General features: G+C 68.9%; 23 protein-coding genes and 1 pseudogene. 11 read left to right on the forward strand and 13 right to left on the reverse strand.

Going from position 1 to position 25,069, the window contains the following annotated elements; genetic code table 11:
* Positions 1-24 precede the first annotated feature (24 nt).
* A complete protein-coding gene (locus MFF01_RS07250) occupies positions 25-153 on the forward strand; it encodes a TFIIS helical bundle-like domain containing protein (protein ID WP_238223448.1) in 129 nt (42 codons plus the stop codon).
* Between the two features lie 68 nt (positions 154-221).
* On the opposite strand, the gene MFF01_RS07255 is transcribed toward MFF01_RS07250, so the two are convergent.
* From MFF01_RS07255 to MFF01_RS07265, 3 genes are all read right to left on the reverse strand, one after another.
* On the reverse strand, positions 222-1,862 hold the full coding sequence (locus MFF01_RS07255) for an ABC-F family ATP-binding cassette domain-containing protein (RefSeq protein ID WP_238223449.1): 1,641 nt from the start codon (positions 1,860-1,862) through the stop codon (positions 222-224).
* A 158-nt stretch (positions 1,863-2,020) separates the two neighbouring features.
* Positions 2,021-3,205 (reverse strand): patatin-like phospholipase family protein, encoded by a 1,185-nt coding sequence (locus MFF01_RS07260; protein WP_238223450.1) that lies wholly within the window; start codon positions 3,203-3,205, stop codon positions 2,021-2,023.
* A 121-nt stretch (positions 3,206-3,326) separates the two neighbouring features.
* A complete protein-coding gene (locus tag MFF01_RS07265; protein WP_238223452.1) occupies positions 3,327-5,204 on the reverse strand; it encodes an ABC transporter ATP-binding protein in 1,878 nt (625 codons plus the stop codon).
* 206 nt (positions 5,205-5,410) lie between these two features.
* On the opposite strand from MFF01_RS07265, the gene MFF01_RS07270 reads away from it, so the two are divergent.
* From MFF01_RS07270 to MFF01_RS07285, 4 genes are all read left to right on the forward strand, one after another.
* Positions 5,411-5,968: a helix-hairpin-helix domain-containing protein gene (locus tag MFF01_RS07270; RefSeq protein WP_238223461.1), complete on the forward strand. Its 558-nt coding sequence runs from the start codon at positions 5,411-5,413 to the stop codon at positions 5,966-5,968.
* An 85-nt stretch (positions 5,969-6,053) separates the two neighbouring features.
* Positions 6,054-6,269: a hypothetical protein gene (locus MFF01_RS07275; protein WP_238223463.1), complete on the forward strand. Its 216-nt coding sequence runs from the start codon at positions 6,054-6,056 to the stop codon at positions 6,267-6,269.
* Positions 6,270-6,275: 6 nt separating this feature from the next.
* A complete protein-coding gene (locus MFF01_RS07280) occupies positions 6,276-7,091 on the forward strand; it encodes a metallophosphoesterase family protein (RefSeq protein WP_238223464.1) in 816 nt (271 codons plus the stop codon).
* Between the two features lie 47 nt (positions 7,092-7,138).
* The gene (locus tag MFF01_RS07285; RefSeq protein ID WP_238223465.1) at positions 7,139-7,696 is read left to right on the forward strand and encodes a hypothetical protein; all 558 of its coding nucleotides are present in this window, start codon (positions 7,139-7,141) and stop codon (positions 7,694-7,696) included.
* Between the two features lie 39 nt (positions 7,697-7,735).
* Here the strand turns inward: MFF01_RS07285 and MFF01_RS07290 are convergent, their stop codons facing one another.
* Positions 7,736-8,350 carry a GNAT family N-acetyltransferase gene (locus tag MFF01_RS07290; RefSeq protein ID WP_238223466.1) on the reverse strand — a complete coding sequence of 205 codons (615 nt, stop codon included), beginning with the start codon at positions 8,348-8,350 and terminating at the stop codon, positions 7,736-7,738.
* Positions 8,350-10,710, reverse strand: coding sequence for an Orn/Lys/Arg family decarboxylase (locus MFF01_RS07295; RefSeq protein WP_238223467.1), 2,361 nt, complete (start codon positions 10,708-10,710; stop codon positions 8,350-8,352). Before MFF01_RS07295 ends, MFF01_RS07290 begins: the two co-directional genes overlap by 1 nt.
* A gap of 259 nt (positions 10,711-10,969) precedes the next feature.
* Here MFF01_RS07295 and ppk2 point away from each other — a divergent pair, with 259 nt between their 5' ends.
* Entirely contained in the window at positions 10,970-11,893 is a 924-nt protein-coding gene (ppk2, locus tag MFF01_RS07300; protein WP_238223468.1) for a polyphosphate kinase 2, read from the forward strand.
* Positions 11,894-11,899: 6 nt separating this feature from the next.
* Here the strand turns inward: ppk2 and MFF01_RS07305 are convergent, their stop codons facing one another.
* Positions 11,900-12,316 carry a hypothetical protein gene (locus tag MFF01_RS07305; RefSeq protein ID WP_238223469.1) on the reverse strand — a complete coding sequence of 139 codons (417 nt, stop codon included), beginning with the start codon at positions 12,314-12,316 and terminating at the stop codon, positions 11,900-11,902.
* 162 nt (positions 12,317-12,478) lie between these two features.
* On the opposite strand from MFF01_RS07305, the gene MFF01_RS07310 reads away from it, so the two are divergent.
* On the forward strand, positions 12,479-13,288 hold the full coding sequence (locus MFF01_RS07310) for an enoyl-CoA hydratase/isomerase family protein (protein ID WP_238223470.1): 810 nt from the start codon (positions 12,479-12,481) through the stop codon (positions 13,286-13,288).
* A gap of 72 nt (positions 13,289-13,360) precedes the next feature.
* Here MFF01_RS07310 and MFF01_RS07315 read toward each other — a convergent pair whose 3' ends face one another.
* The 3 genes from MFF01_RS07315 to dctP are packed head-to-tail and all read right to left on the reverse strand — an operon-like array spanning position 13,361 to position 16,370.
* On the reverse strand, positions 13,361-14,713 hold the full coding sequence (locus tag MFF01_RS07315; protein WP_238223472.1) for a TRAP transporter large permease: 1,353 nt from the start codon (positions 14,711-14,713) through the stop codon (positions 13,361-13,363).
* Positions 14,710-15,354, reverse strand: coding sequence for a TRAP transporter small permease (locus MFF01_RS07320; protein WP_238223474.1), 645 nt, complete (start codon positions 15,352-15,354; stop codon positions 14,710-14,712). The genes MFF01_RS07315 and MFF01_RS07320 overlap by 4 nt, the downstream gene beginning before the upstream one ends.
* Positions 15,351-16,370, reverse strand: coding sequence for a TRAP transporter substrate-binding protein DctP (gene dctP, locus MFF01_RS07325; RefSeq protein WP_238223476.1), 1,020 nt, complete (start codon positions 16,368-16,370; stop codon positions 15,351-15,353). Before dctP ends, MFF01_RS07320 begins: the two co-directional genes overlap by 4 nt.
* A 171-nt stretch (positions 16,371-16,541) precedes the next feature.
* On the opposite strand from dctP, the gene MFF01_RS07330 reads away from it, so the two are divergent.
* Both MFF01_RS07330 and MFF01_RS07335 read left to right on the forward strand, forming a co-directional pair.
* Positions 16,542-17,213, forward strand: a complete 672-nt coding sequence (locus tag MFF01_RS07330) for a GntR family transcriptional regulator (RefSeq protein ID WP_373319667.1) — start codon at positions 16,542-16,544, stop codon at positions 17,211-17,213.
* A gap of 80 nt (positions 17,214-17,293) precedes the next feature.
* Complete coding sequence (locus MFF01_RS07335; protein WP_238223477.1) at positions 17,294-18,970, forward strand: methyl-accepting chemotaxis protein; 1,677 nt, start codon at positions 17,294-17,296, stop codon at positions 18,968-18,970.
* Between the two features lie 85 nt (positions 18,971-19,055).
* Here the strand turns inward: MFF01_RS07335 and MFF01_RS07340 are convergent, their stop codons facing one another.
* The 3 genes from MFF01_RS07340 to MFF01_RS07350 form a co-directional block, all read right to left on the reverse strand.
* Positions 19,056-19,730 carry a GntR family transcriptional regulator gene (locus tag MFF01_RS07340; protein ID WP_238223478.1) on the reverse strand — a complete coding sequence of 225 codons (675 nt, stop codon included), beginning with the start codon at positions 19,728-19,730 and terminating at the stop codon, positions 19,056-19,058.
* Positions 19,731-19,951: 221 nt separating this feature from the next.
* Positions 19,952-21,430 carry a glucose-6-phosphate dehydrogenase gene (zwf, locus tag MFF01_RS07345; RefSeq protein ID WP_238223479.1) on the reverse strand — a complete coding sequence of 493 codons (1,479 nt, stop codon included), beginning with the start codon at positions 21,428-21,430 and terminating at the stop codon, positions 19,952-19,954.
* A gap of 133 nt (positions 21,431-21,563) precedes the next feature.
* On the reverse strand, positions 21,564-22,430 hold the full coding sequence (locus tag MFF01_RS07350; RefSeq protein ID WP_238223480.1) for an SDR family NAD(P)-dependent oxidoreductase: 867 nt from the start codon (positions 22,428-22,430) through the stop codon (positions 21,564-21,566).
* 115 nt (positions 22,431-22,545) lie between these two features.
* On the opposite strand from MFF01_RS07350, the gene MFF01_RS07355 reads away from it, so the two are divergent.
* The gene (locus MFF01_RS07355) at positions 22,546-24,069 is read left to right on the forward strand and encodes a L,D-transpeptidase family protein (protein WP_238223481.1); all 1,524 of its coding nucleotides are present in this window, start codon (positions 22,546-22,548) and stop codon (positions 24,067-24,069) included.
* 140 nt (positions 24,070-24,209) lie between these two features.
* On the opposite strand, the gene MFF01_RS07360 is transcribed toward MFF01_RS07355, so the two are convergent.
* The gene (locus MFF01_RS07360; protein ID WP_238223483.1) at positions 24,210-24,605 is read right to left on the reverse strand and encodes a flagellar biosynthesis repressor FlbT; all 396 of its coding nucleotides are present in this window, start codon (positions 24,603-24,605) and stop codon (positions 24,210-24,212) included.
* 248 nt (positions 24,606-24,853) lie between these two features.
* On the opposite strand from MFF01_RS07360, the pseudogene MFF01_RS07365 reads away from it, so the two are divergent.
* Positions 24,854-25,069 (forward strand): annotated as a pseudogene (locus MFF01_RS07365) (flagellar hook protein); the annotation flags it as partial.

Consider the following 25,069-nt stretch of genomic DNA (forward strand, 5'->3'; position numbering starts at 1 on the left):
GGTGCCCTACTCCAGGAGACCGCCATGAGCCTGATCGGACGCCTCGTCACCAAGATCCTCGGCAACGAAGACCGCCCCGTGGTGCGCGACGAGCGCAACTACGATTCGAGCAGCCCCATCGGGCGGCTCGTGACCAAAATCCTGCGCAAGTAGAACCCCGCCGAGCGCCGCCTCCCGCGACGGCGCTCGTTCTTAAAGTTCACGTCTCCGTCCGGGCGACCTCACGCCGCCCGGCGCTTGGCTTTCTTTTCACGGCCTTGCTTCTCCCGCCCCTGTCCCGGCGCGCGCTGGCCGGCACGGGTGCGGTCGAGGACGAACTTCGCATAATCGTCCATGTCGCCGGCGAAGGGCGTGACCGTGTTGTCCGCGGCCAGCCACAGGCGGTCGGCCACGAGCTCCATGAGCGAGCGGTCGTGGGTGATGAGGATCACAGCGCCGCCGTAATCGTTGAGGGCGTCGAGGAGCGCGCGGCGGCTGTCGATGTCGAGGTGGTTCGTCGGCTCGTCGAGGATGAGCAGGTGGGGCGCTTGCATCGCCACGAGGTTGAGGAGCAGGCGTGCCCGCTCACCGCCCGACAGGGCGTCCACCGTCGTTTCCTGCTTGTCGAAGGGGAGCCCGAAGCTCGCGAGCTTGGCCCGGCGCGCCGATTCGCTGTCGTCGGGACGCTCGCGGCGGATGATGGCCAGCGGCGTGTCCTTCGGGTCCATGGCCTCGATCTGGTGCTGGTGGAACCAGCCGACCTGCACCCGTCCTTCCCGCACCATCCGCCCTTCGCGGACCTGCAGCGCGCCCGCCGCCATCTTGGCGAAGGTGGACTTGCCGGCGCCGTTGACGCCGAGCAGCCCGATGCGGTCGTCGATGTCGAGGGTGAGGTTGAGGTCGCGCAGGATCGGGGCATCGTCACCGTAGCCGATGGAGGCGTCGGTCAGGTGCATGAGGGGCGGCGCCAGGGGACGCTTCGGCGACGGCAGGTGGAACGGCGCCACGTGCTCCTCGATGGTGGTGGCGATGGGCTCCATCTTGGCAAGCCGCTTCATCCGGGACTGGGCCTGGGCGGCCTTGGAGGCCGACGCCTTGAAACGGTCGACGAAGCTCTGGAGGTGGGCGCGCTCGGCCTCCTGCTTCATCTTGGTCGAGGCCTGGAGGCGGGCCTTCTCGGCGCGGCGCTTCTCGAAGTCGTCGTAGCCACCGGTGTAGAGTTCGAGCTTGCCGCCCGCGACATGCAGGATGGCGTCGACGGAATTGTTCAAGAGTTCGCGGTCGTGGCTGATGATGAGGGCCGAATGGGGGTAGCGCTTCAGGCGTGCCTCCAGCCACAGGGCGCCCTCGAGGTCGAGGTAGTTCGTCGGCTCGTCGAGGAGCAGCATGTCGGGCTCGGCGAACAGGGCGGCGGCGAGCGCCACGCGCATGCGCCAGCCGCCGGAGAACTCCGCCATCGGCCGCTCGAGATCGGCGACCGAGAAGCCGAGGCCGGCGAGGATCTCGCCGGCGCGGGCCGGCGCCCGGTCGGCGTCGATCTCGATGAGGCGTCCGTAGATCTCGCCCATGCGCTCGGGCTGGGCGGTCTCGAGTTCGGCGTTGAGCGCCTCGCGCTCGGTGTCGGCGGCGAGAATCGTGTCGATGAGGCTGACCGGGGTCGCCGGGTGCTCCTGGTCGACGCTGGCGACGCGGGCGGTGCGCGGCAGCAGGATCGCGCCGCCATCGGGCTGGAATTCGCCCAGGATGATCTTGAACAGGGTCGACTTGCCGACGCCGTTGCGGCCGACCAGGCCAACCTTGGAGCCCGGCGGCACGGCGACGCTCGCCCGGTCGAAGAAGCGCCGGCCCCAGGCGCTGAAGGTGAGGTCTTCGATCTGAATCATGCGGGGGCCACGGCTGCGCGAGCGGGCGCGGGCCTTGAGCAACCCACGGGGGCCTCGGGTGACCCACGCCTTCCCCTACCGCATCGCACCATGCGGCACGAGGGCCGCCCCCGCAGGGGGGACCCTCGCGCCGCGCTGCCCTCTGGCGGCGCGAGCCCTCAGCGGGCCTCGGCCACGGTCTTCAGCAGGGGCGCCGTCGGCACGTTCTTGTGCCAGAACGTGCCGGTGCGGCCCGCCTGATAACCGGCCTCGTAGAGCCCGCGCATGTAGCTCGTGTCGAAGCCCCGCGCCGCCGTGGTGTTGGGGGCCGATTCGTCGATGTAGGTCAGGTTGAAGCCGATGCCGTTGGCGCGGGTGAAGGCGTAGGTCGTCGCCATGGTGGCCCGGCTGCGGGCGCGGCTCGCCGTGGTGAACGAGCGCTCGACGATGGACAGGGTGTTGTTCTGGGCGAGGTCGAATTCCGGCTCCAGGCGCCCGTTGATGATGACGTAGATGTCGGACTTGGCACCGGCCTTGAAGCGCCCGTCGCGCAGGATGAACGATTGCGGCAGGGTGAACACCGGGGTCACCACCGAGCCGTCGACGTGCATCTCCTGGAAGGCGCGCCCCTCCGCCTGCACGTCGAGGAGCTGGGGCGGGAACACCGCCGGGATGCTGGCCGAGGCGGTGAGCACGTCGGCGAACAGGTCGAGGGCGGTGGGGCCGCCGTTCGTGGCGATGGCGCCCATGTTCCAGATCACGGCGCGCTGGGAATCGAGGTTCGTCGTCACCACGAGGAGGCGGCGGCCCTTGGCGTGCTGGGCGGCGACCGCCGCGAGGAGCTCGGGCGTGACGTAGCGGCGCACGAGGCCCCGCAGGCGCCCGTCCCCGAACAGGCCGGAGCCGAACAGGATGTTGGTCACGCTCGGCGACTGCACCAGGGTGGAGGCGATGCCGCTGGTGTAGATGTCCTTCAGGACCGCGTCGTATTCCGGGCCGACGAAGGCGAAGGGCGCGATGAGGGCGCCCGTGGAGACACCGGACACGAGGGAGAATTCGGGGCGCTTGCCCGATTCGGTCCAGCCGTTGAGGATGCCGGCGCCGTAGGCCCCGTCGCCGCCGCCGCCCGAGAGGGCGAGGTAGGCGAACGGCACCTTCTTGTTCTCCGGCCGCGCGGCCATCTCGGTGAAGGTCTTGTCCGAGGCATCCGCGTAGGCGCGCACGGACAGGTCCATGCCCGGCACCGACGCGACGGCGGCCTCGCTGGCCGTGTAGGGGATGCGGGGCGTCGAGCCGCAGGCACCGAGCTGCCCGGCCACGAGGAGGGCGAGGACGCCGCGCGACCATCCGAGACGACGAGACATCGATGTTTCCTGACCGCCCGACCCCACGGGACTCTTCTAGCACGAAGAACAGGCTTGGCCGTTCGCCCGTTCCCGCCCCGCTTCCGTTCTGGCTCCCGCGTGCCTTCGCGGCAACACGCGCCTACCGATAGCCGGCGGCCTGCAGCTCGAACAATTCGGCGTAGCGCCCGCCGGCGGCCTGCAGCTCGGCATGGGTGCCGGATTCGAGCACCCTTCCGCCCTCCAGCACGAGGATGCGGTCGGCCATCCGCACCGTCGAGAAGCGGTGCGAGATGAGCACCGCCGTGCGGCCCCGGCCAAGGTCGCGAAAGCGCCGGAACACCTCGAACTCGGCCCGCGCGTCCAGGGCCGCCGTGGGCTCGTCGAGAATCAGGATCTCGGCCTCGCGCATATAGGCGCGGCTGAGCGCGATCTTCTGCCATTGCCCGCCCGAGAGGTCGACGCCCTCGGCGAACAGCTTGCCCAGGGGCTGGTCGTAGGCCAGCGCCAGGCGCGCGATCACCGCATCGGCGAGGCCCCGTTCGGCCGCGCGGACGATGCGGGCTTCGTCGTCGCGCGCCGCGATGCGCCCGACGGCGACGTTCTCCCCGGCCGTGAGGTTGAAGCGCACGAAGTCCTGGAAGATCACGCCGATGCGGGACCGCAGGATGTCGAGGTCGTAGGCCGCAAGCGGCCGGCCATCGAGGAGGACGCGGCCCTCCGTCGGGTCGTAGAGGCGGGTCAGCAGCTTGACGATGGTGGTCTTGCCGGCCCCGTTCTCGCCGACAAGCGCCAGCACCTCCCCGGCGCGGAGATGAAAGCTGAGGCCGCGCACGGCCCAGACCTCGGTGCCCGGATAGCGAAAGCCGACATCCTCGAACACGATGCCCTGCGCCAGCGGGCTCGGGAACGGCACCGGATTCGCCGGCGAGCGGATGGTGGGTACGAGGGCGAGGAACGCGAACAGGTCGTCGAGGTACTGCGCGCCGGAGGCGATCTGCGAGACGCCCTGGAGCAGGCCCTCGATGAGGCCGCGCAGGCGCTGGAACGAGCCGGCGAGGAAGGCGAGATCCCCGATGGTGAACTGCCCGGCCGCCGTGCGCCAGACCAGGGTGGCGTAAGCGGCGTAGTAGGCGAGACTCCCCAGGGCCGCGAAGCCCCCGCCCCAGGCCGCGCGCCGCAGCGCCAGGTCGCGGTTGTCGGCGATGAGCTTCTCGCCAAGCGCGGCGTAGCGCCCGGCGATGTAGTCCTCGAGGCCGAACAGCTTCACCTCCTTGGCCGATTCGGCCCCGGCGCCGAGGGTGCGCAGGTAATCGATCTGGCGCCGCTCCGGCGTGCGCGTCCAGGCGAGGCGGTAGCCCTGGCGGTTGAAGTGGGTCTCGTTGAGGAAGGCCGGCACCAGGGCGAGGGCCACGAGGAGGATGAGCCAGGGCGCATAGGCTGCAAGCCCGATGGCGAAGGCGCCAAGGGTCACGAGGTCCTGGCCCTGGCCGAACAGCTGGAACAGCAGGGTCGAGCGGCCCGTGACCTGACGGCGCGCCCGCTCCAGGCGGTCCTGCCCGGCGGCGTCCTCGAACTGCGCGAGGTCGAGACTCGCGGCGTGGCGCATGAGCCGGAGGCTCGCCGCGTTGGCGTAGCGGTCGGCCACCAGACCGTCGACGAGGGAGCTGGCCCGGCCGAGGAGATCGGACAGAACCGCGAGGCCGAGTTCGAGGAGGACGAGGCCGGCGAGGCGTGCGAGCGCCGGATCGGCGATCCAGGCCGCAGGGCCGAGGCCGGCGGCATGCGGGCGGCCATGCTCGGCCACGACGGCGTCGAGGATGAGCTTGGCGAGGTAGAGCATCACCACGGGCAGGCTCGCCCGGGCGAGGCGCAGGGCGAAGCTCACCGGCAGGAGGCGCGGGCTCGCGGCAAAGACGAGACGGGCCAGGGCCGGGAGATGGCGGAGCGCTCCGAAACGCTCGGCGACGCTGCCGAGCGCGGGGGCGGCGGGGATGGGATCGGGACGGGAGGTGGGCATCGGCGCGGACCATGGCGGCGGCGGCCCCGGGCGTCGAGCCCGGACTGCGGTGCGGGGCTGTCGCAGCCCTCGATGACGGGCGTCGCGCCCAGGAAGAGGCAGGCTTATCGACAGGAGAAAGGGACGCACCACGCCCGTATCGAGACGCTGGTTCGCAACTCATGATAAACAACCGCCTCTCACTCCGCCCATGAGGCCGCCCCCGAATGCTCAGCGGTTCTGCCTTCCTGCGGGTCGTGATTCTGCTCGTCGTTGCGGCCGGGCTCGCCGGCCTCGTCCAATTCTACTGGCTCCCCCACGCACCCGAGCCCGAACCGGTGGCCGTGCCGGAAGAGCCGCCGCGTCCGGCACGCCGGATCGATCCCGCTCCCATGCCCGCCCCCATCCCGGCGCCCGCCACGCCCTCGTCCGAGGTGCAGATTCCGGCGCAGTCGGCCCCCACTCCGCAGATCTCCCCCCCGCCGGTTCCGGCCGTGCCGTCACCCGAGGCGCCGCCCCCCGCCGCACCGCAGGTCTCACCGTCGCCCACCCCGGCCGAGGACGCCGCCGAGATCGCGGCCGACAATGCCGGGCCGCGCGCCACGGCCATCGTCGATCTCAACACCGCGAGCGTCGCCGAACTCAACGCCCTCAAGGGGGGCGGCATGATCGGGCGCTCCATCGTCCAGAAGCGCCCCTACACCTCCGTCGACCAGCTCCTGTCGAAGCGGGTGCTGAGCCGGGCGACCTACGAGCGGATCAAGGATCAGGTCACGGTGCGTTGAACATGCGTTGCGGGTAGCGCCCGGCGCGGCGGATGCCTACACTGAGGTGCGGCGACGCCAGCCGTATCGAAGCCCAGGACCGACCATGTTTGCGCAAGCCGGTGGCGTGACCTTTCGCGAGGATCTCGGCGTGGAGGAAACTACCGAGACCGACAACATCGTCCGCTGGGACGGCGAGAAGCTCTATGTGGAGCACGACATCTACCACAACGGCCAGCTCGTTCACCGCAAGTACCGCAAGAACGTCTCCGAGCCCGTCGCCCGGGCGCTTCAGGCGATCGTCAACCGCGCCCAGCAATAATCCGCGTTGCGGCGCCTCGCGCATCTCTCGGACCTGCATTTCGGCCGGACGGATCCGGACGTGGTCGAGGGCCTCGTCACCGAACTGAACCGGGACCGACCCGACCTCGTCGTGGTGTCGGGCGATTTCACCATGCGGGCCCGCACGGTGGAATACGAGGCCGCGCGGGACTTCCTCGCGCGCCTCGACGCGCCCTGGATCGCCGTGCCCGGCAACCACGACATCTCACCCTTCCACCTCGTGCAGCGGTTCCTGCGGCCGTTCTCGCGCTATCGCCGCTACATCGCGCCCCGCACCCAGCCGACCTTCCTCGACGACGAGATCGGGATCGTCTGCCTCAACACCGCGCGGACCTGGGCGCCCGAGACCGACTGGTCGCAGGGCAAGATCCGGCGCAGCCAGATCGCCCGCGCCGAGGCCCGGCTCGCGGCCATGCCCGAGCACGTGTTCCGGATCGTGGTCGGGCACCATCCGTTCATGCCGCCGCCCTGGGACGAGGAGGCCCGCCTTGTCGGCCGGGCCGACCTCGCCCTCGCCGCCTTCCGGCGCCAGGGTGTCGGGCTGACCCTCGCCGGCCACCTCCACCGGCACTACGCCCGCTTCGCCGAGGTCGACGCGGAGGGCGATACCGTGGACCGGGGCGTCATGCGCGGACGGCGTGGGCGCCTTCTCGCCGTCCAGGCGGGCTCCGCCACCTCGACGCGCCTGCGCGGTTCCGAGCCCAACGCCTACAACCGCATCGTCATCGCGGACGGCGCCGCCACGGTGACGGTGCGCCTGTGGCACGGCAACGGGTGGCGGGACGCAGCGGCGACCGCGTAGGTCTGCGGCACGACGGGAAACGACGAGCATAGGATCAACGGAAGAACATGCTCCAGAATTTGACCAAACTCGTCTTGGATAATCTAGAAATAACGAAGATCGTCATCTCGATTGCAACTCCGATTATTGGAGCCGCCCTAACGATCCTGATTGCTTATGTTTTGATCTTCACGGACAAAACAAAATTCCTAAATAGTGAATTAATCAAGCAGAGAATAGCGATTTATAAGGAATTAGCTCCTGCTATAAATGAAATATACTGTTTCATAAATTTCGTCGGACATTGGCAAACGCTCACTCCCGATCGGATCATTGAGCGAAAGAGGGCATGCGATCGAGAGATGCACATATACCGAGCGTTGTTCGATAAGAAAATGTTCGATAAATATCAAATATTCATCAAAAGCTGCTTCAAAGAATTCAATGGCTATGGCGAGCCGGCGAAGATCAAGATCAACGTCAGAGAAGCCAAGCTAAACTGGAGATCGAAATGGAATAACGACTGGGATAAATACCTTTATGATATTGAAAACAACGATGCAACTCTGGAAAAACATTACACCTCATTCATGAAATGTTTTTCTGCACAGCTTGGCATGAAATAGCTCATCCGTCAGATCGCATCCGTATTTTCTCAAATACGCTCACGTCCCGATCCAGTCGTGCCCCGCCACCACCGCCTCGACGGAGCGCGTCCAGGTGCCGGGCTGGTCGGTGGAACCGGAGCCGAGGGAGCATTGCACCATCACGCTGTCGCTCCAGCGGCCGTACTTGTAGCCCACCGCCGGCAGGAGCCCGACGCGGACGAACCCGCAGGCTTCGTGGAGGCGCAGGGACGCCTCGTTCTTCGCGTCGATGTAGCCGATCATCTGGCGGTAGCCGCCCGCCGCGCAGGCCTCGATGAGGGCCGGGAGCAGGCGCCGGCCGATGCCCGCCTGCAGGTGCTCGTGGTGGACGTAGATCGAGTGCTTGAGGGTGTAGCGGTAGGCCGGGCGCTTGCGGAACGGCACGGCATAGGCGTAGCCGGCCACCACGCCGTCGCGGTCGGCCACGAGGTGGGGCAGGCGCTTCTTGCGCATGGCCTTGCGCCGCTTCTTGAGGTCGTCCGGATGGAGCGGATCCTCCTCGAAGTCGCCGATATCGCCGACCCCGCGCCGGATGTGGTGGGCGTAGATGTCCACCATGTCCGGCACGTCGGCATCCGACGAGGGCCGGATGACGAGGTCGGGATCGCTCGCCAGCGCGAGGCCCGCCGGCATCAGCGGCCCTCGCGCAGGACGCGGGGCTCGCGCATGACGTAGGTGTGGAACCGGATGGTGCCGTCGGGATCGACGTTGCGGAACACCCCCTGGATCTCGGCCTCGAAGCCCGGGAACAGGTTCGCCGAGCGCTCGAACATTTTGAAGTAGTCCAGCATGGGTTTGGCCCGCTCGTCCAGTCGCTCGCCCGGCAGCACCGTGCCGATGCCCGGCGGGTAGACGAGAAGCAAGGTCGTCGCCACACGGCCCTCGGCTTCCGCGATCGGCACGTAATCGACGTTGTTGCGGGTGAGCTGCTGCACCGCTTCCTTCGGGGTCATCACCATCTCGGGCAGGTGCCCGGGCTCGAACTGCTTGCGCTGGAGGGCGCTGGTGCCGTGCTCGCGGTGGAAGGCGTGGAAATCCGCGCAGAGGTCGCGCAGGCGCACACCCTTGTAGCGGTTGGGCCGGCGCCGGACGAATTCGGGCATGGCGTCCTCGAGCGGCACGTTGTCGTCGTGCAGGCGCTTGAAGGCGACCAGCCCCGAGATCAGCGTTCCGGCCTTGGAGGATTCGACGCCGGGCGTGAGGAGGAAGAGCAGCGAGTTGAGGTCGTTCTTCTCCGGCACGATGCGGTTCTCACGCAGGTACTGGGCGACGATGGGCGCGGGCACGCCGTGGGCGGCGTATTCGCCCGTGCGCCGGTCGAAGCCCGGGGTCAGCACGGTGAGCTTGTTCGGGTCGGTCATGGCGTAGTTCGGCGCCACGTGGGTGAAGCCGTGCCAGGCGGCATCGGGCGTCAGCTCCCAGTGCTTGGCGTTGCCGGCGAGCTCGTCGGTGGAAAGACTCTCCCACGGCACCGGGCCGTCCGCGCCCTGCACGGTGTCGGGCACGAAGGGGTCGAAGAACCAGCGGCGGTTCGGATCGCCTTCCTTCTCCTCGAACTCGCGGCGGATGGCGCGGACCTTCTTGCGCCACTCGATGCCGAGCCGGATCGTGTCGTCCCACAAGACCACGCCCGAGCGGCCCTTCATCATCTGCGCGCCGACGTCGAGGGAGGCGAACAGGGGATAGAACGGCGAGGTCGAGGCGTGGACGAGGAAGGTCTCGTTGAAGCGCCGGTGCTCGATGCGCCGGGTCTGGCCCCGGATGTGGCTGTCCTTGGTGTGGATCTGCGACGCCTGGGAGAAGCTCGCGAGCTGCTTGTGGGTCGATTGGGTGGCGATGATGCCGGGCGAGGTCTCGTCGAGACCTTTGAGCCCCATGGCAAAGCACCCGGCGAAGAGCGGGTGGAACTTCATGAAGCCGGCCCAGGCCTCGTCGAACAGGATGTAGTCGCAGAGGTGCCCGATCTTATCGAGGATCATCTGCGCGTTGTAGATCGTGCCGTCGTAGGTGCACTGCTCCACCACCGCGACGCGGAACGGGCGCTCGCGCTTCCACGCGTCGGGGTCCTTCACCAGGGGATTTTTTCGTATTTTCTCGCGGATCGCCGTCTCGTCCAGGGCCTCGTGGTACATGGGGCCGATGAGGCCGTAGGCGTTGCGATCGGTCTCGAGGAAGACCGGCACGCCGCCGCCGAGGAACAGCGCGCCGTGATGCGCTGCCTTGTGGTTGTTGCGGTCGAACAGGACGAGGTCGCCTTCCGCCACGAGGGCCGAGAGTACGATCTTGTTCGAGGCCGAGGTGCCGTTGAGGACGAAGTAGGTCTTCTCCGCCCCGAAGATGACGGCGGCCTCCTTCTGCGCCTTCAGGGCGGGGCCCTCGTGCACTAGAAGGTCGCCGAGATCGAGGACCGAGTTGTCGAGGTCGTCGCGGAACACCGCCTCGCCGAGATGCTCGACGAAGATGCGCCCGATGGGCGAGCGGTTGTAGAAGATGCCACCGTTGTGGCCGGGGCAGGTCCAGAGCTGGTTGCCCTGCTCGGCGTAGTCGACCAGCGCCCCGAAGAACGGCGTCTTCAGGGTCTCGGCGTACTGCTTCACCCGGCTGACGAGGCCGCGGGCGATGTAGTCCGGGGTTTCTTCGGCGAGGAAGATGTAGCCGTCGATGAAGTCGAGCACCTCGACGGGGATGTCCTCCAGACGCTTGCGGCGGACCATGATCACGATGGGCATTTCCAGCCCGCGCTTCCGCATGAGGTTGATGAGGGCCGCCGCCTTGCCGTCCAGCCCGCGCTTGCCCCAATCCACCACCATGCAGCCGATGGCCGAATCGGTCTGGACCGCGATGGCCGCGTCCTCGACGCGCCGCGCCCGCACCACCTCGAAGCCGAGTTTCTCGACCGACCCGATGATCTGCTGCACCCGCACGCCCTCGAGGTCATCCGGATCGAAGTTCGGCGCGCACATCAGCACGGTGAAGCGGCGGAAGAAGTCCATGCGGGCAAAGGCTCCGTGGGAGGTTCGGCGCGCACCGTTCGCGACGGGGCATGACGTTTGGATGACGGATTGGCGCGGATTGCGGTGTTTTGAGGCCGACCGCGCCCGGGTCGGAGGTCGGCTTACGACCGGACGGTGCGTTTGACGAGCCCGCACCGACGGATCGCGCCACGGCGCGCCGCCGCAGGCCCCGCCCGTAGCCGGACTGTCACACGCCCCTGCTTTAAGCCGCGGATCGGGCCGGCGAGGGATGGCGGGGATGGATCACGGGCAGCGGGCGCAGGGCCTCGACATCGAGGCGATCCGGCGCGAACTCACGGACGATTTCGACGAGGAACTCGAGATGGAGATGGAGGAGGAGCGCCTCGAGCGCCTCGCCGACGCCATCGGGGACACGCCGCGCCCGCCCGGAATGGACCGCCGGCGCTACTTCCGCGAGCTGTTCCGGCTCCAGCACGAATTGGTCCGCCTGCAGGACTGGGTGCAGGCGCAGAAGCTGCGCGTGGTGGTGATCTTCGAGGGCCGCGATTCCGCCGGCAAGGGCGGAGCGATCAAGCGCATCACCCAGCGCCTCAATCCGCGCGTCTGCCGGGTCGCCGCCCTGCCGGCCCCGAGCGAGCGCGAACGCACGCAATGGTATTTCCAGCGCTACGTCGCGCACCTGCCCGCCGGCGGCGAGATCGTGCTGTTCGACCGCTCCTGGTACAATCGTGCCGGCGTCGAGCGGGTGATGGGCTTCTGTACCCCCGACGAGGTGGAGGAGTTCTTCCGCTCCGTGCCGGAATTCGAGCGGATGCTGGTGCGCTCAGGGATCATCGTGCTGAAATACTGGTTCTCGATCACCGACGAGGAGCAGGCCCTGCGCTTCTCGATGCGCATCCACGATCCCCTCAAGCAGTGGAAGCTCTCCCCCATGGACGTGCAGTCGCGCCGCCTGTGGGAGGACTACACCAAGGCCAAGGAGGTGATGCTCGCGCGCACCCACATCCCGGAGGCGCCGTGGTGGGTGGTGGAGGCCGTGGACAAGAAGAAGGCCCGTCTCAACTGCATCGCCCACCTCCTGTCGCAGATCCCCTATGGCGAGGTGCCGCGCGCCCCCGTCCACCTGCCCGAGCGCGAGCGCCACGACGACTACGCCCGCCAGCCGGTGCCGCCGGAGATGTTCGTTCCGGCGGTGTTCTGATCTCGCCTACCGCGCGGACGGGCAGGCGAGCCCGTAGGGCGCCACCACGACGTCGCCCTGGCGCGGATTGTTGAGGGCGACGGGCTGGGTGCCGCCGCGCCCGACCTCGACGTAGCAGCGGTCGAGCACCGCCACGGTGTCGAACGCGGCCTGGAAGGCGGGCTCCCGAGGCACGGGCTCCAGGCCGGCTTGGCGCGACCGGCAATAGACCGCGACATCGATCCGCCCGGAGCGGCGATACAGGAGCGGGTGAGCCCGGTGCGGGCGCACGGTGATGCCCGGGCCGCCGTCCTGGCTGAACACCACGTCGTGGTCCGTCCGGTTGATCACCTGCCGGGTGCACCCGGCCTGCGCTGCTTGCGCCGCGCCGAGGGCGAGGGTGAGCGCGGTCAGGCCGGCCGTGTGTCGCATCCATCCGCGCATGGGATCGTCTCCGAAGGGCGCGGCGGTTCTCGCGCGCCGAATTGCCGAATCCGACGTCAACGGAAGCCCGTGCCGGGCGTTCCCGAGGCGGGGACACGCGGGTTGATCCCGCGGGTCCGGATGGGCAGACCGGGGCGACCGCCACGCCACCCCGGACCTGCCATGACTCTCCCTCCGAGCGCCCCCGACGAACTCCTGTTCACGCAGGATGCAGCGGGCATCGCCCGCATCGTCCTCAATCGGCCCCAGGCCCGCAACGCGCTGACCTTCGCGATGTATCAGGGGCTCATCGACCTCTGCGGGCGGATCGAGGCCGATCCGTCCGTGCGGGTACTCGTCATCACCGGGGCCGGCGACAAGGCGTTCGCGGCGGGCACCGACATCGCCCAGTTCCGCAGCTTCTCCTCCGCGCAGGACGCCCTCGACTACGAGCGATTCATGGACCGGGTGATGGGCGCCCTGGAGCGCCTGCGCGTGCCCGTCATCGCCGCCATCGCGGGGGCCTGCACCGGCGGGGGCGCGGCCATCGCGGCGGCCTGCGACCTCCGGATCGCCACGCGGGACGCGCGCTTCGGCTTTCCCATCGCGCGGACGCTGGGCAACTGCCTGTCGCTCGCCAACCTCAAGCGGCTCTCCGGCCTCGTCGGCCCGGCGCGGGTGAAGGACATGATCTTCACCGCCCGCCTCGTCGGCGCCGAGGAGGCGCTGGCCATCGGCCTCGTCGGCGAGGTGGTGGCCGATGCCGAGGCGCTTCACGGGCGCGCCACCGACCTCGCCGTGCTGGTGGCGGGCCACGCCCCCCTGACCCTGCGGGCGACGAAGGAGGGCCTGCGCCGCCTCCAGGATGCCGACGACACGCAGGGCGAGCGCCCCGGGGACGACCTCATCCGCCTCTGCTACACGAGCGCCGATTTCCGCGAGGGGATGGAGGCGTTCCTGGGTAAGCGGGCGCCGGACTGGCAGGGGCGGTGAGGCTGTTCAAACACGAAAAAGAACGGCCCGAACCAGAGGTCCGGGCCGCCCACCGCCGGTGCGAGATCCGGCTTACCGGGTCGAGGGCAGCAGCCAGTTCGGCAGCCACAGGGCGATGCCGGGGACGAGGCAGAGGATCAGGATCGCCACCGCCATGAGCATCACGAAGGGCAGCGTGCCCCAGATGATGTCTTTGAGCGGGATGTCGGGGGCGATGTTCTTGATGACGAAGATGTTGAGGCCCACCGGCGGGTGGATCAGCCCCATCTCCATGGTGATGGTCATGACGACGCCGAACCACACGAGGTCGAACCCGGCGGCCTTCAGGGGCGGCAGGATGATCGGCGCCGTCATCAGGATGATCGAGACCGGCGGCAGGAAGAAGCCGAGCAGGATCACGAGGCCGAGGATCGTTACCAGGAGCACCCAGGGCGAGAGCTGCATCGCCACGATGGCCGAGGCCGCGGCCTGCGAGATGTGGAGGTAGCTCATCACGTAGGCGTAGAGGAGCGACATGCCGATGATGAGCATCAGCATGGTCGATTCCCGCAGGGTGGCGGCGAGGATCGGGTTCACGTCGCGCGGGCGCCAGACGCCGTAGATGACGGCGATGAGGCCCAGCGCCAGGAGGCCGCCGAGGCCCGCCGTCTCGGACGGGGTGGAATAGCCGCCGTAGAGGGCCACCATCACGCCCGTGAGCAGCACCACGAAGGGCAGCACCCGCGGCAGCGTCGAGAACCGCTCGCGCATGCTGTAGGTGTCCTCGGCCAGGATCGGCGAGTGCGTACCGCTGCGCTCGAACGCCACCTTCGCGGCGGCGTATTCCGCCCGGAAGCGGTAGACCGACCAGGTGGCGAACAGGCCCACCAGCAGCAGGCCCGGCCCGATGCCGGCGAGGAACAGGCGCCCCAGGGACTGCTCGGCCGCCACCGCGTAGAGGATCATGGTGATGGAGGGCGGCAGCAGGATGCCCAACGTCCCCCCGGCGGCGATGATGCCGGCGGCGAAGCCCGGCGAGTAGCCGCGCTTCCTCATCTCCGGGATGCCGGCCGAGCCGATGGCCGAGCAGGTGGCGGGCGAGGACCCCGCCATGGCGGCGAACAGGGCGCAGGCGAACACGTTGGCGATGCCTAAGCCCCCGGGGATCCGGTGCATCCAGGCATGCATGGCCGAGTAGAGGTCCTGTCCGGCCCGGCTACGCCCGATGGCCGCGCCCTTCAGGATGAAGAGCGGGATCGACAGCAGGGTGATGGAGGCCATCTCCTCGTAGACGTTCTGCGCCACCGTATCGAGGGAGGCGGCGGGCATGAAGAAATACATGAAGGCCAGCGCCACGAACCCCAGCGCGAACGCGATGGGGATGCCGGCCAGCATCGCGCTCAGGGTGGCGCCTGCGTAGAGGAAGCCGATGGCCGCGACGCTCATGGGTGGGGGCTCGTCTTGAGGGGGTCAGCGTTCAGGTCGGCGCCGAGGCCGACCTTCGGGTTCGCCCAACCCGCCGCGCGGGGGCCGAAGCTCAGGGCCTCGGCGATCTGCAGGAGGAACTGCAGGGCAAGGAAGCTCATGCCGACCGCCATCAGGGCGTAGGGGATCCAGAGGGGCGGCCCCCAGGTCGATTGCGACACCTGCCCGTCAACCCAGGCCTCGTGGAACAGGCTCCAGCTCTTCCAGGCGAAGAACGTCACGAACACGATGCTGACGAGGTCGGCCATGAGCAGGCGGACCCGGTTCACGCGGGGCGGGAGCAGGCCGCTCAGCGCCTCGATGGCGACGTGGCCGCGCTTGGCCTGAACGGCGGCGGCCGAGAAGAAGGTGGCGCCGACGATGAGGAACACCGCCATCTCGTCCTGCCAATCCGTCGGCTCCTTCAGCCAGTAGCGCACGAACACGCTGTAGCTCAGCACGAGGCAGGCGCCGACGAGGGCGAGGCCGCCGAAGACCATCACCACGCCGTTGATGGCCTTCATGGTCCGGTCGACGGCCCCGAGCAGGCCGGGGATGCGGGGTTCGGGTGTGGCCGGCCCCGCTTGGGAAGCGGCGGATGCCGCGTCGAAGGCGTGGCTCACGACACCTGCTCCGCCAGCTTGAGGAGTTCGGCGCAGCTCGTGGACTTGCCGGCGAAATCCTTCCAGGCCGTGTCCTTGGCGATGTCGCGCCATTGGCCGAGCGTCTTCTCGTCGAGTTGCTGCACCTTGGCGCCGGCCTTGGCGAAGACCTCCTCGACGCGGGTGTCGTCGGCCTTGGCGCCGGCCTGCCCGAAGGTCTCGAGTTCGGCGCCGATGGCCATGATGAGGTCCTGCTGGTCCTTCGGCAGACGGTCGAACACGATCTTCGACATCATGATCGGCTCCCACATGAGCCAGTAGGTGTGCTGCGCTCCCGAGGTGAGGGATTTCGACAGTTCCTCCAGGCGGAACGAGATCAGGCTCGTGGAGGAAGTGATGACGGCGTCGCACGCGCCCGTCTGCATGGCGGCGTAGGATTCGTTCGACGGGATCGACAGGGTGGCGGCCCCCGCAGCCTTCATCATCAGGTCCATTTCGCGCGAGCCGCCCCGGACCTTGAGGCCCTTGGCGTCGCCGGGGGCGAAGAGCGGCCGGTCGCGGCTCGCGACGCCGCCGGCCTGCCACACCCACGAGACCACGACGACGCCTTTGGATTCGAGGATCTCCGTGAGCTTGCGGCCGACGGGGGCGTTCTTCCAGGCCGTGGCCTGCGCGTAGGAGGTGACGAGGCCCGGCATCAGGCCGATATTCATCTCCGGCACCTCGCCGCCCGCGTAGGGGCTGGGATAGAGCGTCATGTCGAGGGCGCCCTTGCGGATGGCGCCGAACTGGGCATTCGTCTTCATGAGCGACGAGCCGGGATAGACCTGCAGTTCCAGGGCGCCCTTCGAGCGCTCGGCCAGGGCGGCGGCGAACTTCCGGCACGCGCGATCGCGAAAGTCGCCCTCCTCGAGGGTGCCGCCGGGGAACTGGTGCGAGATCTTGAGCGTCGTGGCGGCCCGGGCCCGGCCCCCCAGGGTCAGGATCGCGGGGGCGGCCAAGCCGGCGGCGACGAGGGTGCGGCGTGTCAACGTCATGGCGTCTTCCTCTCCGAGGCAGGCACGTCGCCCGCGTTGTTTTGCGGTGCAACATTTATACTGCATTGCCCGCTATTTATACCAGAGAACGACGGCTTGTATATTTTGTCAACCGTGCCGCATAAGGTAACCGAGTCGACGGCTCAAGGCACAGGCGGAGGAACCGGCCCCATGGAACCCGAGCGCGTGAACCAGTCCCTGCGCCTGCGCCAGACCATCGAGACGGAGATCGTCGACGGGCGCCTCGCCATCGGCGCCCGCCTCGACGAGACGGAACTGGCCGAGCGCTTCGGCGTGTCGCGCACGCCCATCCGCGAGGCGCTGCTGCAACTGGCGATGACGGGTCTCGTCGAGATCAAGCCGCGCCGGGGCGCCCTGGTGAGCGCGCCCGATCCGCAACTGCTCATCGCCATGTTCGAGACCATGGCGGAGATCGAGGCCGCCTGCGGCCGGCTCGCGGCCCGCCGGCTGATCCCCGCCGACGAGGCCGCCCTCAAGGCGGCCCTCGCCGCCTGCGCGGCCGCCGCCGAGGCCCAGGACCCGGAAGCCTATTACGAGGAGAACTACGTCTTCCACACGGTGGTCTACCGGGCCTGCCGCAACGCGTTCCTCGCCGAACAGGCCCGCCTGCTGCACCGACGCCTCGCGCCGTTCCGGCGGATGCAGCTCCGGGCGCGTCACCGTCTCGGCCAATCGCTGGCTGAGCACGAGGCCATCGTGGCCGCCATCGTGGCCGGCGACGAGACCCTGGCCTCCGAACGGCTGCGCGCCCACGTGATCGTGCAGGGTGACCGCTTCTCGGACCTCGTGGCGAGCCTACGGGCGATCAACGACGCGGCGTGATACAACCGATCCTTAAGACCTCCCGGACTAATCGAAAAAATACAGTTGCAAGACCACTTGCGATTTTTTCGGGCTGACCTATGCGACCCTCGATCAAAGCGACGCTCAGCGGACTTTTCGCCCTGCTGGCCGTGATCACCACCGTTCAAGGGGTGATCTCCCTGCGCAAACTCCACACGATCGGGGCGGAAGTCGAACAGCTGGCGGGCAATGCCCTGCCGTCGGTGGATACGGCCCACGCCCTCAACGCCCTGGTGATGCGCATCCGCCTCTGGCAGTTCCGCTACCTCACGGCCGACACCGAGGCGGAGCGGGCCTCGAGCACCAAGGCGAGCGATGAACTGGTCGAGGCCCTCGGACGCACGCGCGCCGCCTACGATGCCCTCGTGAGTTCGCCCGAGGAGCGCGCCCTGGTCGCCGCGTTCGATACGCAGTGGCAGGCGATGATAGGGGGATGGACCGCGCTGAAACGGATCGACCCAGCCGACCGCGAGACGATCTTCGCCCGCTTCCGCGGCCCCATTCAGGCCGACTATACCGCCCTGACGGCCACCGGGCGCAAGCTCGTCGACCTGAACCGCAAGGCCGGTGCCGATGCCGGCCAGGCCGCGCGGGCGAACCAAGCCGGAGCGATCTTCATCACGCAGCTGATGCTGGTCGCCGCGGTCGCCATGGCCATCGCCGCGATGGCCTTCGCGTTCCTCGGCGTCGCCCGTCCCATCGAGGCGATGACCGTCGCCATGCGTCGGCTCGCCGCCGGCGACACGGACTCGAAGATTCCGAGCGTCGGGCGCGGCGACGAGATCGGCGCGATGGCGGCAACCCTCGACACCTTCCGGGACACCCTGATGCGGACCCGCGCCCTCGAGGCGGAGACGGCCCTGGCGCGGGCCGGGGCGGAGGCCCAGCGCAGGGCGGCGGCCGTCGCCCTGGCCGACGGGTTCGAGAACGCGGTGGGCGGCATTCTGACCCGCGTAACGGGGGCGGCGGCCCAGCTGCGCGGCACGGCGCAAGGGCTCGCCGGCACCGCGACGCAGACCGCCCGGCAATCCGTGGCCGCGGCAGCGGCGGCGGAGCAGGCCGGCAGCAACGTCACCACGGTGGCGGCGGCGACCGAGGAACTCAGCTCCTCCGTCCAGGAGATCGGCCGGCAGGTCGACGGCTCCACGACCCTGGCGCAACGCACCGTGGACGAGGCGGCCCGTACGGGCGCCCGGATGCAGGACCTCAGCGAGGCGGCCGCCCGGATCGGCGACGTCGTGGCGATGATCGCCACCATCGCGGGCCAGACCAATCTCCTCGCCCTCAACGCCACCATCGAGGCGGCACGGGCGGGTGAAGCGGGCCGGGGCTTTGCCGTGGTCGCGGCGGAAGTGAAGGAACTCGCCACCCAGACGGCGCGGGCCACCGACGAGATTGGCGCCCAGATCGGTCGTATTCAGGGATCCACGGGCGAGGCGGTCACCGCCATCGAGGGCATCACGGCCCGCATCCGCGAGATCAGTGCCGTCGCCGTCTCCATCGCGGCCGCCGTCGAGGAACAGGGGGCCGCGACGCAGGAGATCGTGCGCAACGTCAGCGAGGCGGCCTCCGGTACCGGCGAAGTCACGGCCAACGTCTCCGGCGTCGCCGGTGCCGCCGAGGCGACGGGCGCCGCCGCCACGCAGGTGCTGGCCTCGGCCTCGGAACTGTCGCAGGAGGCCGATCGGCTCAACGCCGAGGTCGTGCGATTCCTCGCCACCGTCCGGGCGGCGTAAGGGTGCTCACGAATCTCCCGATCACCGCCGGTTCTCGCTTTGAGCACAGGGGGCGTTCCGTGAGAGACACTCAGCCGCCCCCGGATCAGCCCGTCGCGCCGAAATTCTCGACGATGACCGGGGTCTTGGCCCGGATATGTGCCCGCATGAGCACCGCGAGCGCCTCGCCGTCGCGCAGGTGCAGGAGTTCGATCATCCGCTCGTGCTCGGAGACGGCCCGCGCCCATTGCTCCGCCGTCTGGTGGACGGCATAGCGCGAGCGCTGAATGCGCCCAGACAGGCTGGCGTAGAGGCTGGCCAGGGTCGCGTTGCGGCTCGCCGCCATGATCGCCTCGTGGATGGCCCGGTTGAGGCCGAAATACGCCCCCTCGTCCCCGGCCTTCCAGGCGGCCACCATGGCGCGGTGATCGTCCTCGATCCCGGCGATCTCCTCGTCCGTGATCGTGCGGCAGGCGAGATCCGCGGCCGTGGCCTCCAGCCCGGCGATCACCTCGATCATCTCCTCGATCTCGGCCTGCGACAGGCTCGCCACCCGCGCGCCGCGATTGGGCAGCAGTTCGAGGAGCCCCTCCGTCGCCAGGATCTTGATGGCCTCGCGCAGGGGGGTGCGCGAGATGCCGAACCGCTCGGTCAGCTCGCCCTCGTTGATGCGGGCGCGGGGTTCGAGCTCGCCGGATCGGATGAGATCACGCATCCGGTCCACGACTTCGTCATGGAGATACCGTCGATTGATGCCGATACCCGGCTCGATCTTATTCATCGGTCAGCAATTCCGATCCCGGCCGGCCCTATACTTCCTGTGTAGGAGCGCGCCGCGCGGGTGTCGAGGGTGCGGCGCCCCGGGCGGGGCGCCGTCCCGGCCCTCGTACCAGACCTTGATGAGCCCGCCTCATCAAGGTCTGCCCGCGCGACGGCGCGGCGGCGGTCGTCCGCCGAACCTCACGGATCCCAACCGTGGGTTGGGATCCGTGAGGCCGAGTATCAGGGCATTTCCTCGTGCCAGGTGCGGCCGTCGCGTTCGATCAGCGCGATGGCGGCCGTCGGCCCCCAGCTGCCCGCCGCGTAGGGACGGGGCGGCTCGGGCCGCTCGGCCCAGGCCTTCAGCAGGGAATCGGCCCAAGCCCAGGCGACCTCGACCTCGTCGCGGCGCATGAACAGGGTGGCGTTGCCGCGCACCACGTCCATGAGCAGGCGCTCGTAGGCATCGGGATAGCGCTGCTTGAACGTCTCCTCGAAGGAGATGTCGAGGTTGGTGGGCCTGAGGCGCATGCCGCCGGGCCCGGGGTCCTTCGTCATCACCTCGAGCTTGATCCCCTCCTCCGGCTGCAGGCGGATCACGAGACGGTTCGGCTCGCGCCCGAAGGCTTCGGTCGGGAAGATCGAGAACGGCGAGGCGCGGAACTGCACCACGATCTCGGAGAGCTTCTTGGGCAGGCGCTTGCCCGTGCGCAGGTAGAACGGCACCCCGGCCCAGCGCCAGGACTGCACCTCGAGCTTCAGGGCCACGAAGGTCTCGGTGCGGCTCTGGGCATCGCCCCCGAGATCCGTGCGGTAGCTCTGCACGGGCTGGCCGGCGACGGCGCCGGCGCCGTACTGACCGCGCACGGTCACGGTCTGAACGTCGTGGGGGGTGATGGGCTTGAGGGCGCGCAGCACCTTCAGCTTCTCGTCGCGCACGGAATTGGCGTCCAGCGACAGGGGGCTCTCCATGGCCATGAGGCAGAGGAGCTGGAGCATGTGGTTCTGCACCATGTCGCGCAGCGCCCCGGACGTATCGTAATAGCCCGCCCGGCCCTCGACGCCGACGGTCTCGCCGACCGTGATCTGGACGTGGTCGATGACGTCGGCCGTCCACAGGCGCTCGAAGATGGTGTTGGCGAAGCGCAGCGCCAGGAGGTTCTGGACCGTCTCCTTGCCGAGATAGTGATCGATGCGGAAGATCTGCTCCTCGGGAAACACCTCGCCCACGGCATCGTTGATGGCGCGGGCCGATTTCAGGTCCTTGCCGATGGGCTTTTCCAGCACCACGCGGGATTTCTCGCCGATGAGCCCGTGGGCGGCGAGATTGCGGCAGATGGAGCCGTAGAGATCGGGCGAGGTGGCCAGATAATAGGGCCGCACCTGGTCCGGCCGCTCGGCGAGCTTGGCCGCGAGATCCTCCCAGCCGTCCTCGCCCGCCCCGTCCACGGCCACGTAGTCGAGGTGTTCGAGGAAGGCCACGAGGGAGTCCGGCGTCACGTCGACGGCCGGCACGAAGCGCTTGATGGCGTCGCGGGCCCGCTCGCGAAACGCCTCGGCGCTCATCTCGGAGCGCGAGGCGCCGATGATCCGGGAGGTGCCGGGAATCTGGCCGTCCTTGAACCGGTAGTAGAGCGCCGGCAGCAACTTGCGCGTGGTCAGGTCGCCGGTGGCGCCGAATACGACGCAATCGAAGGAGGCGACGGGGATGATGCTGGCCAAGGGCGGCTCCCGGGTTCGTTGACGTTCGCGCATGGTCCGGAGGCCGGGTCGGTCTTGTTCCCCGTCGCCGAACGCAGGCGAATCGTGGCGTCAGGCTTAGACCCCAAGCAAGAGCTTCGCCAGCCGTGGCGCCTTATCCTTGCGTGTAGCGCCGGAACGCCTCCGAAAAATCCGGATGCCAGCGCGACAGGGCCGGGCGGTTCTCGATGATGTCGCCGGCCGCCCAGGCGATGCGCTTCTCGTCCTGCGCGCGGGTGGTCTCGTTGTCGGGGCACAGGATGTAGAAGTCGCCCCGCGCCAGCCCGGCGAGAAGGAAATCCACCGTCTCCTCCGGCGTCCAGGCGCCCTCGGGCTTCTGCGCCACGCCTCGCGCCTTCGTGAGGCCGGTATAGACGAAGCCCGGAATGAGCAGGTGAGCGGTGACGCGCCCGTTCTCCCGGCCGCGCAGGTCGTGCGCCAGGGCTTCCGTCGCCGCCTTCACCCCCGCCTTCGAGACGTTGTAGGGGGTGTTGCCCGGCGGCGTGGTGATGCCCTGCTTCGAGCCCGTGACCACGATGGCACCGGGCTCCCCGGCTTCGATCATCGCCGGCGCGAAGGCGTGGAGACCGTTGATCACGCCCCACAGGTTGGTGTCGAGGATGCGGTGCCAAGTTTCGGCATCGGAGAACAGCTTGCCCCCGGCCTCAATGCCGGCGTTCAGCATCACGATCGCCGGCGCGCCCTCGGCGCAGACGGCGTCCCGCAGGGCTTCGACCGCCGCGCGGTCTCCCACATCCGTGGGGACGGCCCGGATGGCGGCGCCCCCGGGGGCCGCCGCCGACACGGTCTCGCGCGCCGCGTCGAGGGCGCCGCCGGGCAGGTCGGCAAGCCAGACGGCCATGCCCTCGGCGGCGAAGCGCGTGGCAGCGGCGAGCCCGATGCCGCTCGCCGCGCCCGTGACGACGGCGGTGGCGCCGGAGCGGATGGCCGGGTGCCGGGCCTGTTCCTGAAGGGCGGTCATGCGGATGCGTCTCCCGTGCGGTTTCGCTCACGAGGTAGGGCGGGTGGGTGCCCGCGTCAGGCCCGGCAGGAGATTGGTAACCAACGGCCCGCATGGTCGGGGAAACCGTTGGCTCATGGGGTTCGCGATGCTTTCGCGCCACACGCTCTTCGTCACCGCCCTGTGCGCGAGCCTGTCGCCCTTGGGCTTCGCGGCACGGGCCGAACCGGCCCCTGCGGATCCGGCCCCGAAGGCTGCGCCGAAGGCCGACGCCCCGCGCCTCGACCCCCAGGTTGCTGCCGCGCCGGCGACGCCCGCCGTCCAGGCCATCGTGCCGGCGGGCACGCCCAACGCCGAGACGCTCGCCAAGGAGGCGGCCCCGAAGAAATCGCGTGAGCTGCCGCCCCTCGTCGTCGCCCGCGTCTCGTCCGATCCGGTGCCGACCCTGAGCCCCGCGACCTTCCTCGACACCCTGAAGATGGCCGACCGCTATCAGGCGCTCGCCGATGCCGGCGGCTGGGCGAGCTTGCCGCCGGGGCTGGTGGTGAAGCCCGGCGCCCGCGATCCGGCGATCCCAGCACTCCGCAAGCACCTCGCCCTCGTGGGAGACCTGCCCGCCGACATGCCTATGTCGGACGTCCTCGACGCGCCCCTGGTGGCGGCGGTGAAGAGCTTTCAGGCCCGGCACGGTCTGCCCGAGACCGGCCTTCTCGGGCGCCAGACCGTGGCGGCGCTGAACGTGCCGGCAGCCACGCGCCAGCGCCAGCTCGCCGCCTCGGCCGCCCGGCAGATCGGCTCCGCCTTCGCCTTCGGCGACCGCTACGTGGTGGTGAACATCCCCTCCGCCACCGTCGAGGCGGTGGAGCGCGGGGTCGTGGTGCGCCGCTACGTGGCCGTGGTCGGCAAGCCCGACAAGGCGACGCCGCGCATCGAGGCGCGCATCACCGACGTGAACCTCAACCCGACCTGGACCCTGCCGGTCTCCATCATCAAGAAGGAGATCATCCCGAAGATGCGGAAAGACCCAGGGTATCTCGCCCGCGAGCGCATCCGCATCCTCGGGCCCGGCGGCACGGAGGTCGACCCGACGGCCATCGACTGGGCGAGCGAAAAGGCGGCGAACTACACCCTGCGGCAGGATTCCGGCCTCGACAATTCCCTCGGCCAGGTCCGCATCGACATGCCGAACAAACAGGCGGTCTACATGCACGACACGCCGTCGAAGTCGCTGTTCGCCCGCGAGGTGCGGTTCCATTCCCACGGCTGCGTGCGCGTGGCACAGGTGAAGGAACTCGCCGGCTGGCTGCTCGAGGGCACGCCCGGCCCCGGCGGCCCGGCCTCGACCTGGGGTCCCATGGAGATCGAGACCCACATCGCCACGAACGAGCGCCTCGACATCAAGCTCGCCAAACAGATTCCCGTGACCTTCGTGTACCTCACGGGCTACGCGACGCCGGACGGCCGGGCACATTTTCGCGACGACATCTACGGCATCGATTCCCCCATGGCGCCGATGCCGGACGTGACGACCACCGGGTCCATCGGCCCGCGCAAGGCGCCTGTGGAGACCGCGCCCGCGAAGCCCATGGCCCCCAAGGTCCGGCCGGCGCCGTCGGCGGGGCTCGTCCCGCCCGGCCTGATCCCCAACCCTGGCCGCTGACGCCGCTCCGCGAAAGCCCGCCTCCGGCTTCTCGGGAACGACCGACCCCGACGAAATGCAAAAGCCCCGTGCCGAACGCGCCGTTCGGGACGGGGCTTTTTATATAACGGGTCCCCTTCCCTGCCGGGCGCGGCCTGCCCTCATTCCGATTCGGCGAGGCGGCTGCTGAGGGATTGCTCGTACTGGATGAGGTCCTTGCAGCGCTTGAGCGCGCGGTAGAACTCGCGGTCCGCCACGAAGGCGAGGATGTCGCTGAGGTAGGGGGCCGTCGAGGGCACCGCCTCCAGCAGGGCGCTGGCCTGGTTCACGAGAAGCGCCTCCGCCTCCTGCGTCGGCTCGGCGAGGTAGAGCACCGTCAGGGTGAGATAGAGACGCTTGCAGGCCGTGTCGGCCTCGCTCTCGAGGATGATGTCGCTCTCGCGCAGGAAGTTCGTCACCGTCTCGATGACGAAGGAGGAGCGGCGCGAGCCGTTGCGGATCGCCGTCCCGCCGATCAGCAGGCGCTCGAACGGCTTCAGTTCGATCTTGAGGGGCATGGCGCGGGCATCCGGTTGGGGTGATCGGGGTAAGTGTCGCCCATCGTAGCTAACAAAGCATGAAGACGTCTTAGGACTGGACCGGACAAGTCTTTGCGTCGTCTCGATAATCCCAAAGCCCGTCCCGGACGGCCAGGCTTGGTCATCTTGTATTCACCACGTCGCTTAAGCTCAGGGCAACGGCTGCGTGGTTTAAAGGGACTGTCTCCAAAAACGGAGACGCCCACGATCAGAACGGATCGAACCTTATGTCTTCCAACATCACGCTCTCCGCCGCGACCCGCCAGAACCTGCTCTCGCTGCAGGGCACGGCCGACCTTCTCGCCACGACGCAGAACCGCCTCGCCACCAACAAGAAGGTCAACTCGGCCCTCGACAACCCCACCAACTTCTTCACGGCCGACGCCCTGTCGAGCCGCTCGTCGAGCCTGTCGAGCCTCCTCGACGGCATCTCCAACGGCATC

This window comes from Methylobacterium adhaesivum (genome assembly GCF_022179065.1).
GTDB lineage: Bacteria > Pseudomonadota > Alphaproteobacteria > Rhizobiales > Beijerinckiaceae > Methylobacterium > Methylobacterium adhaesivum.

What these genes read in the sequence shown, in the direction of transcription:
- MFF01_RS07250 (WP_238223448.1), top strand. Translation starts at nt 25, where the DNA reads ATGAGCCTGATCGGACGCCTCGTCACCAAGATCCTCGGCAACGAAGAC.
- MFF01_RS07255 (WP_238223449.1), bottom strand. Translation starts at nt 1,862, where the DNA reads ATGATTCAGATCGAAGACCTCACCTTCAGCGCCTGGGGCCGGCGCTTC.
- MFF01_RS07260 (WP_238223450.1), bottom strand. Translation starts at nt 3,205, where the DNA reads ATGTCTCGTCGTCTCGGATGGTCGCGCGGCGTCCTCGCCCTCCTCGTG.
- MFF01_RS07265 (WP_238223452.1), bottom strand. Translation starts at nt 5,204, where the DNA reads ATGCCCACCTCCCGTCCCGATCCCATCCCCGCCGCCCCCGCGCTCGGC.
- MFF01_RS07270 (WP_238223461.1), top strand. Translation starts at nt 5,411, where the DNA reads ATGCTCAGCGGTTCTGCCTTCCTGCGGGTCGTGATTCTGCTCGTCGTT.
- MFF01_RS07275 (WP_238223463.1), top strand. Translation starts at nt 6,054, where the DNA reads ATGTTTGCGCAAGCCGGTGGCGTGACCTTTCGCGAGGATCTCGGCGTG.
- MFF01_RS07285 (WP_238223465.1), top strand. Translation starts at nt 7,139, where the DNA reads ATGCTCCAGAATTTGACCAAACTCGTCTTGGATAATCTAGAAATAACG.
- MFF01_RS07290 (WP_238223466.1), bottom strand. Translation starts at nt 8,350, where the DNA reads ATGCCGGCGGGCCTCGCGCTGGCGAGCGATCCCGACCTCGTCATCCGG.
- MFF01_RS07295 (WP_238223467.1), bottom strand. Translation starts at nt 10,710, where the DNA reads ATGGACTTCTTCCGCCGCTTCACCGTGCTGATGTGCGCGCCGAACTTC.
- ppk2 (WP_238223468.1), top strand. Translation starts at nt 10,970, where the DNA reads ATGGATCACGGGCAGCGGGCGCAGGGCCTCGACATCGAGGCGATCCGG.
- MFF01_RS07305 (WP_238223469.1), bottom strand. Translation starts at nt 12,316, where the DNA reads ATGCGCGGATGGATGCGACACACGGCCGGCCTGACCGCGCTCACCCTC.
- MFF01_RS07310 (WP_238223470.1), top strand. Translation starts at nt 12,479, where the DNA reads ATGACTCTCCCTCCGAGCGCCCCCGACGAACTCCTGTTCACGCAGGAT.
- MFF01_RS07315 (WP_238223472.1), bottom strand. Translation starts at nt 14,713, where the DNA reads ATGAGCGTCGCGGCCATCGGCTTCCTCTACGCAGGCGCCACCCTGAGC.
- dctP (WP_238223476.1), bottom strand. Translation starts at nt 16,370, where the DNA reads ATGACGTTGACACGCCGCACCCTCGTCGCCGCCGGCTTGGCCGCCCCC.
- MFF01_RS07330 (WP_373319667.1), top strand. Translation starts at nt 16,542, where the DNA reads ATGGAACCCGAGCGCGTGAACCAGTCCCTGCGCCTGCGCCAGACCATC.
- MFF01_RS07335 (WP_238223477.1), top strand. Translation starts at nt 17,294, where the DNA reads ATGCGACCCTCGATCAAAGCGACGCTCAGCGGACTTTTCGCCCTGCTG.
- MFF01_RS07340 (WP_238223478.1), bottom strand. Translation starts at nt 19,730, where the DNA reads ATGAATAAGATCGAGCCGGGTATCGGCATCAATCGACGGTATCTCCAT.
- MFF01_RS07350 (WP_238223480.1), bottom strand. Translation starts at nt 22,430, where the DNA reads ATGACCGCCCTTCAGGAACAGGCCCGGCACCCGGCCATCCGCTCCGGC.
- MFF01_RS07355 (WP_238223481.1), top strand. Translation starts at nt 22,546, where the DNA reads ATGGGGTTCGCGATGCTTTCGCGCCACACGCTCTTCGTCACCGCCCTG.
- MFF01_RS07360 (WP_238223483.1), bottom strand. Translation starts at nt 24,605, where the DNA reads ATGCCCCTCAAGATCGAACTGAAGCCGTTCGAGCGCCTGCTGATCGGC.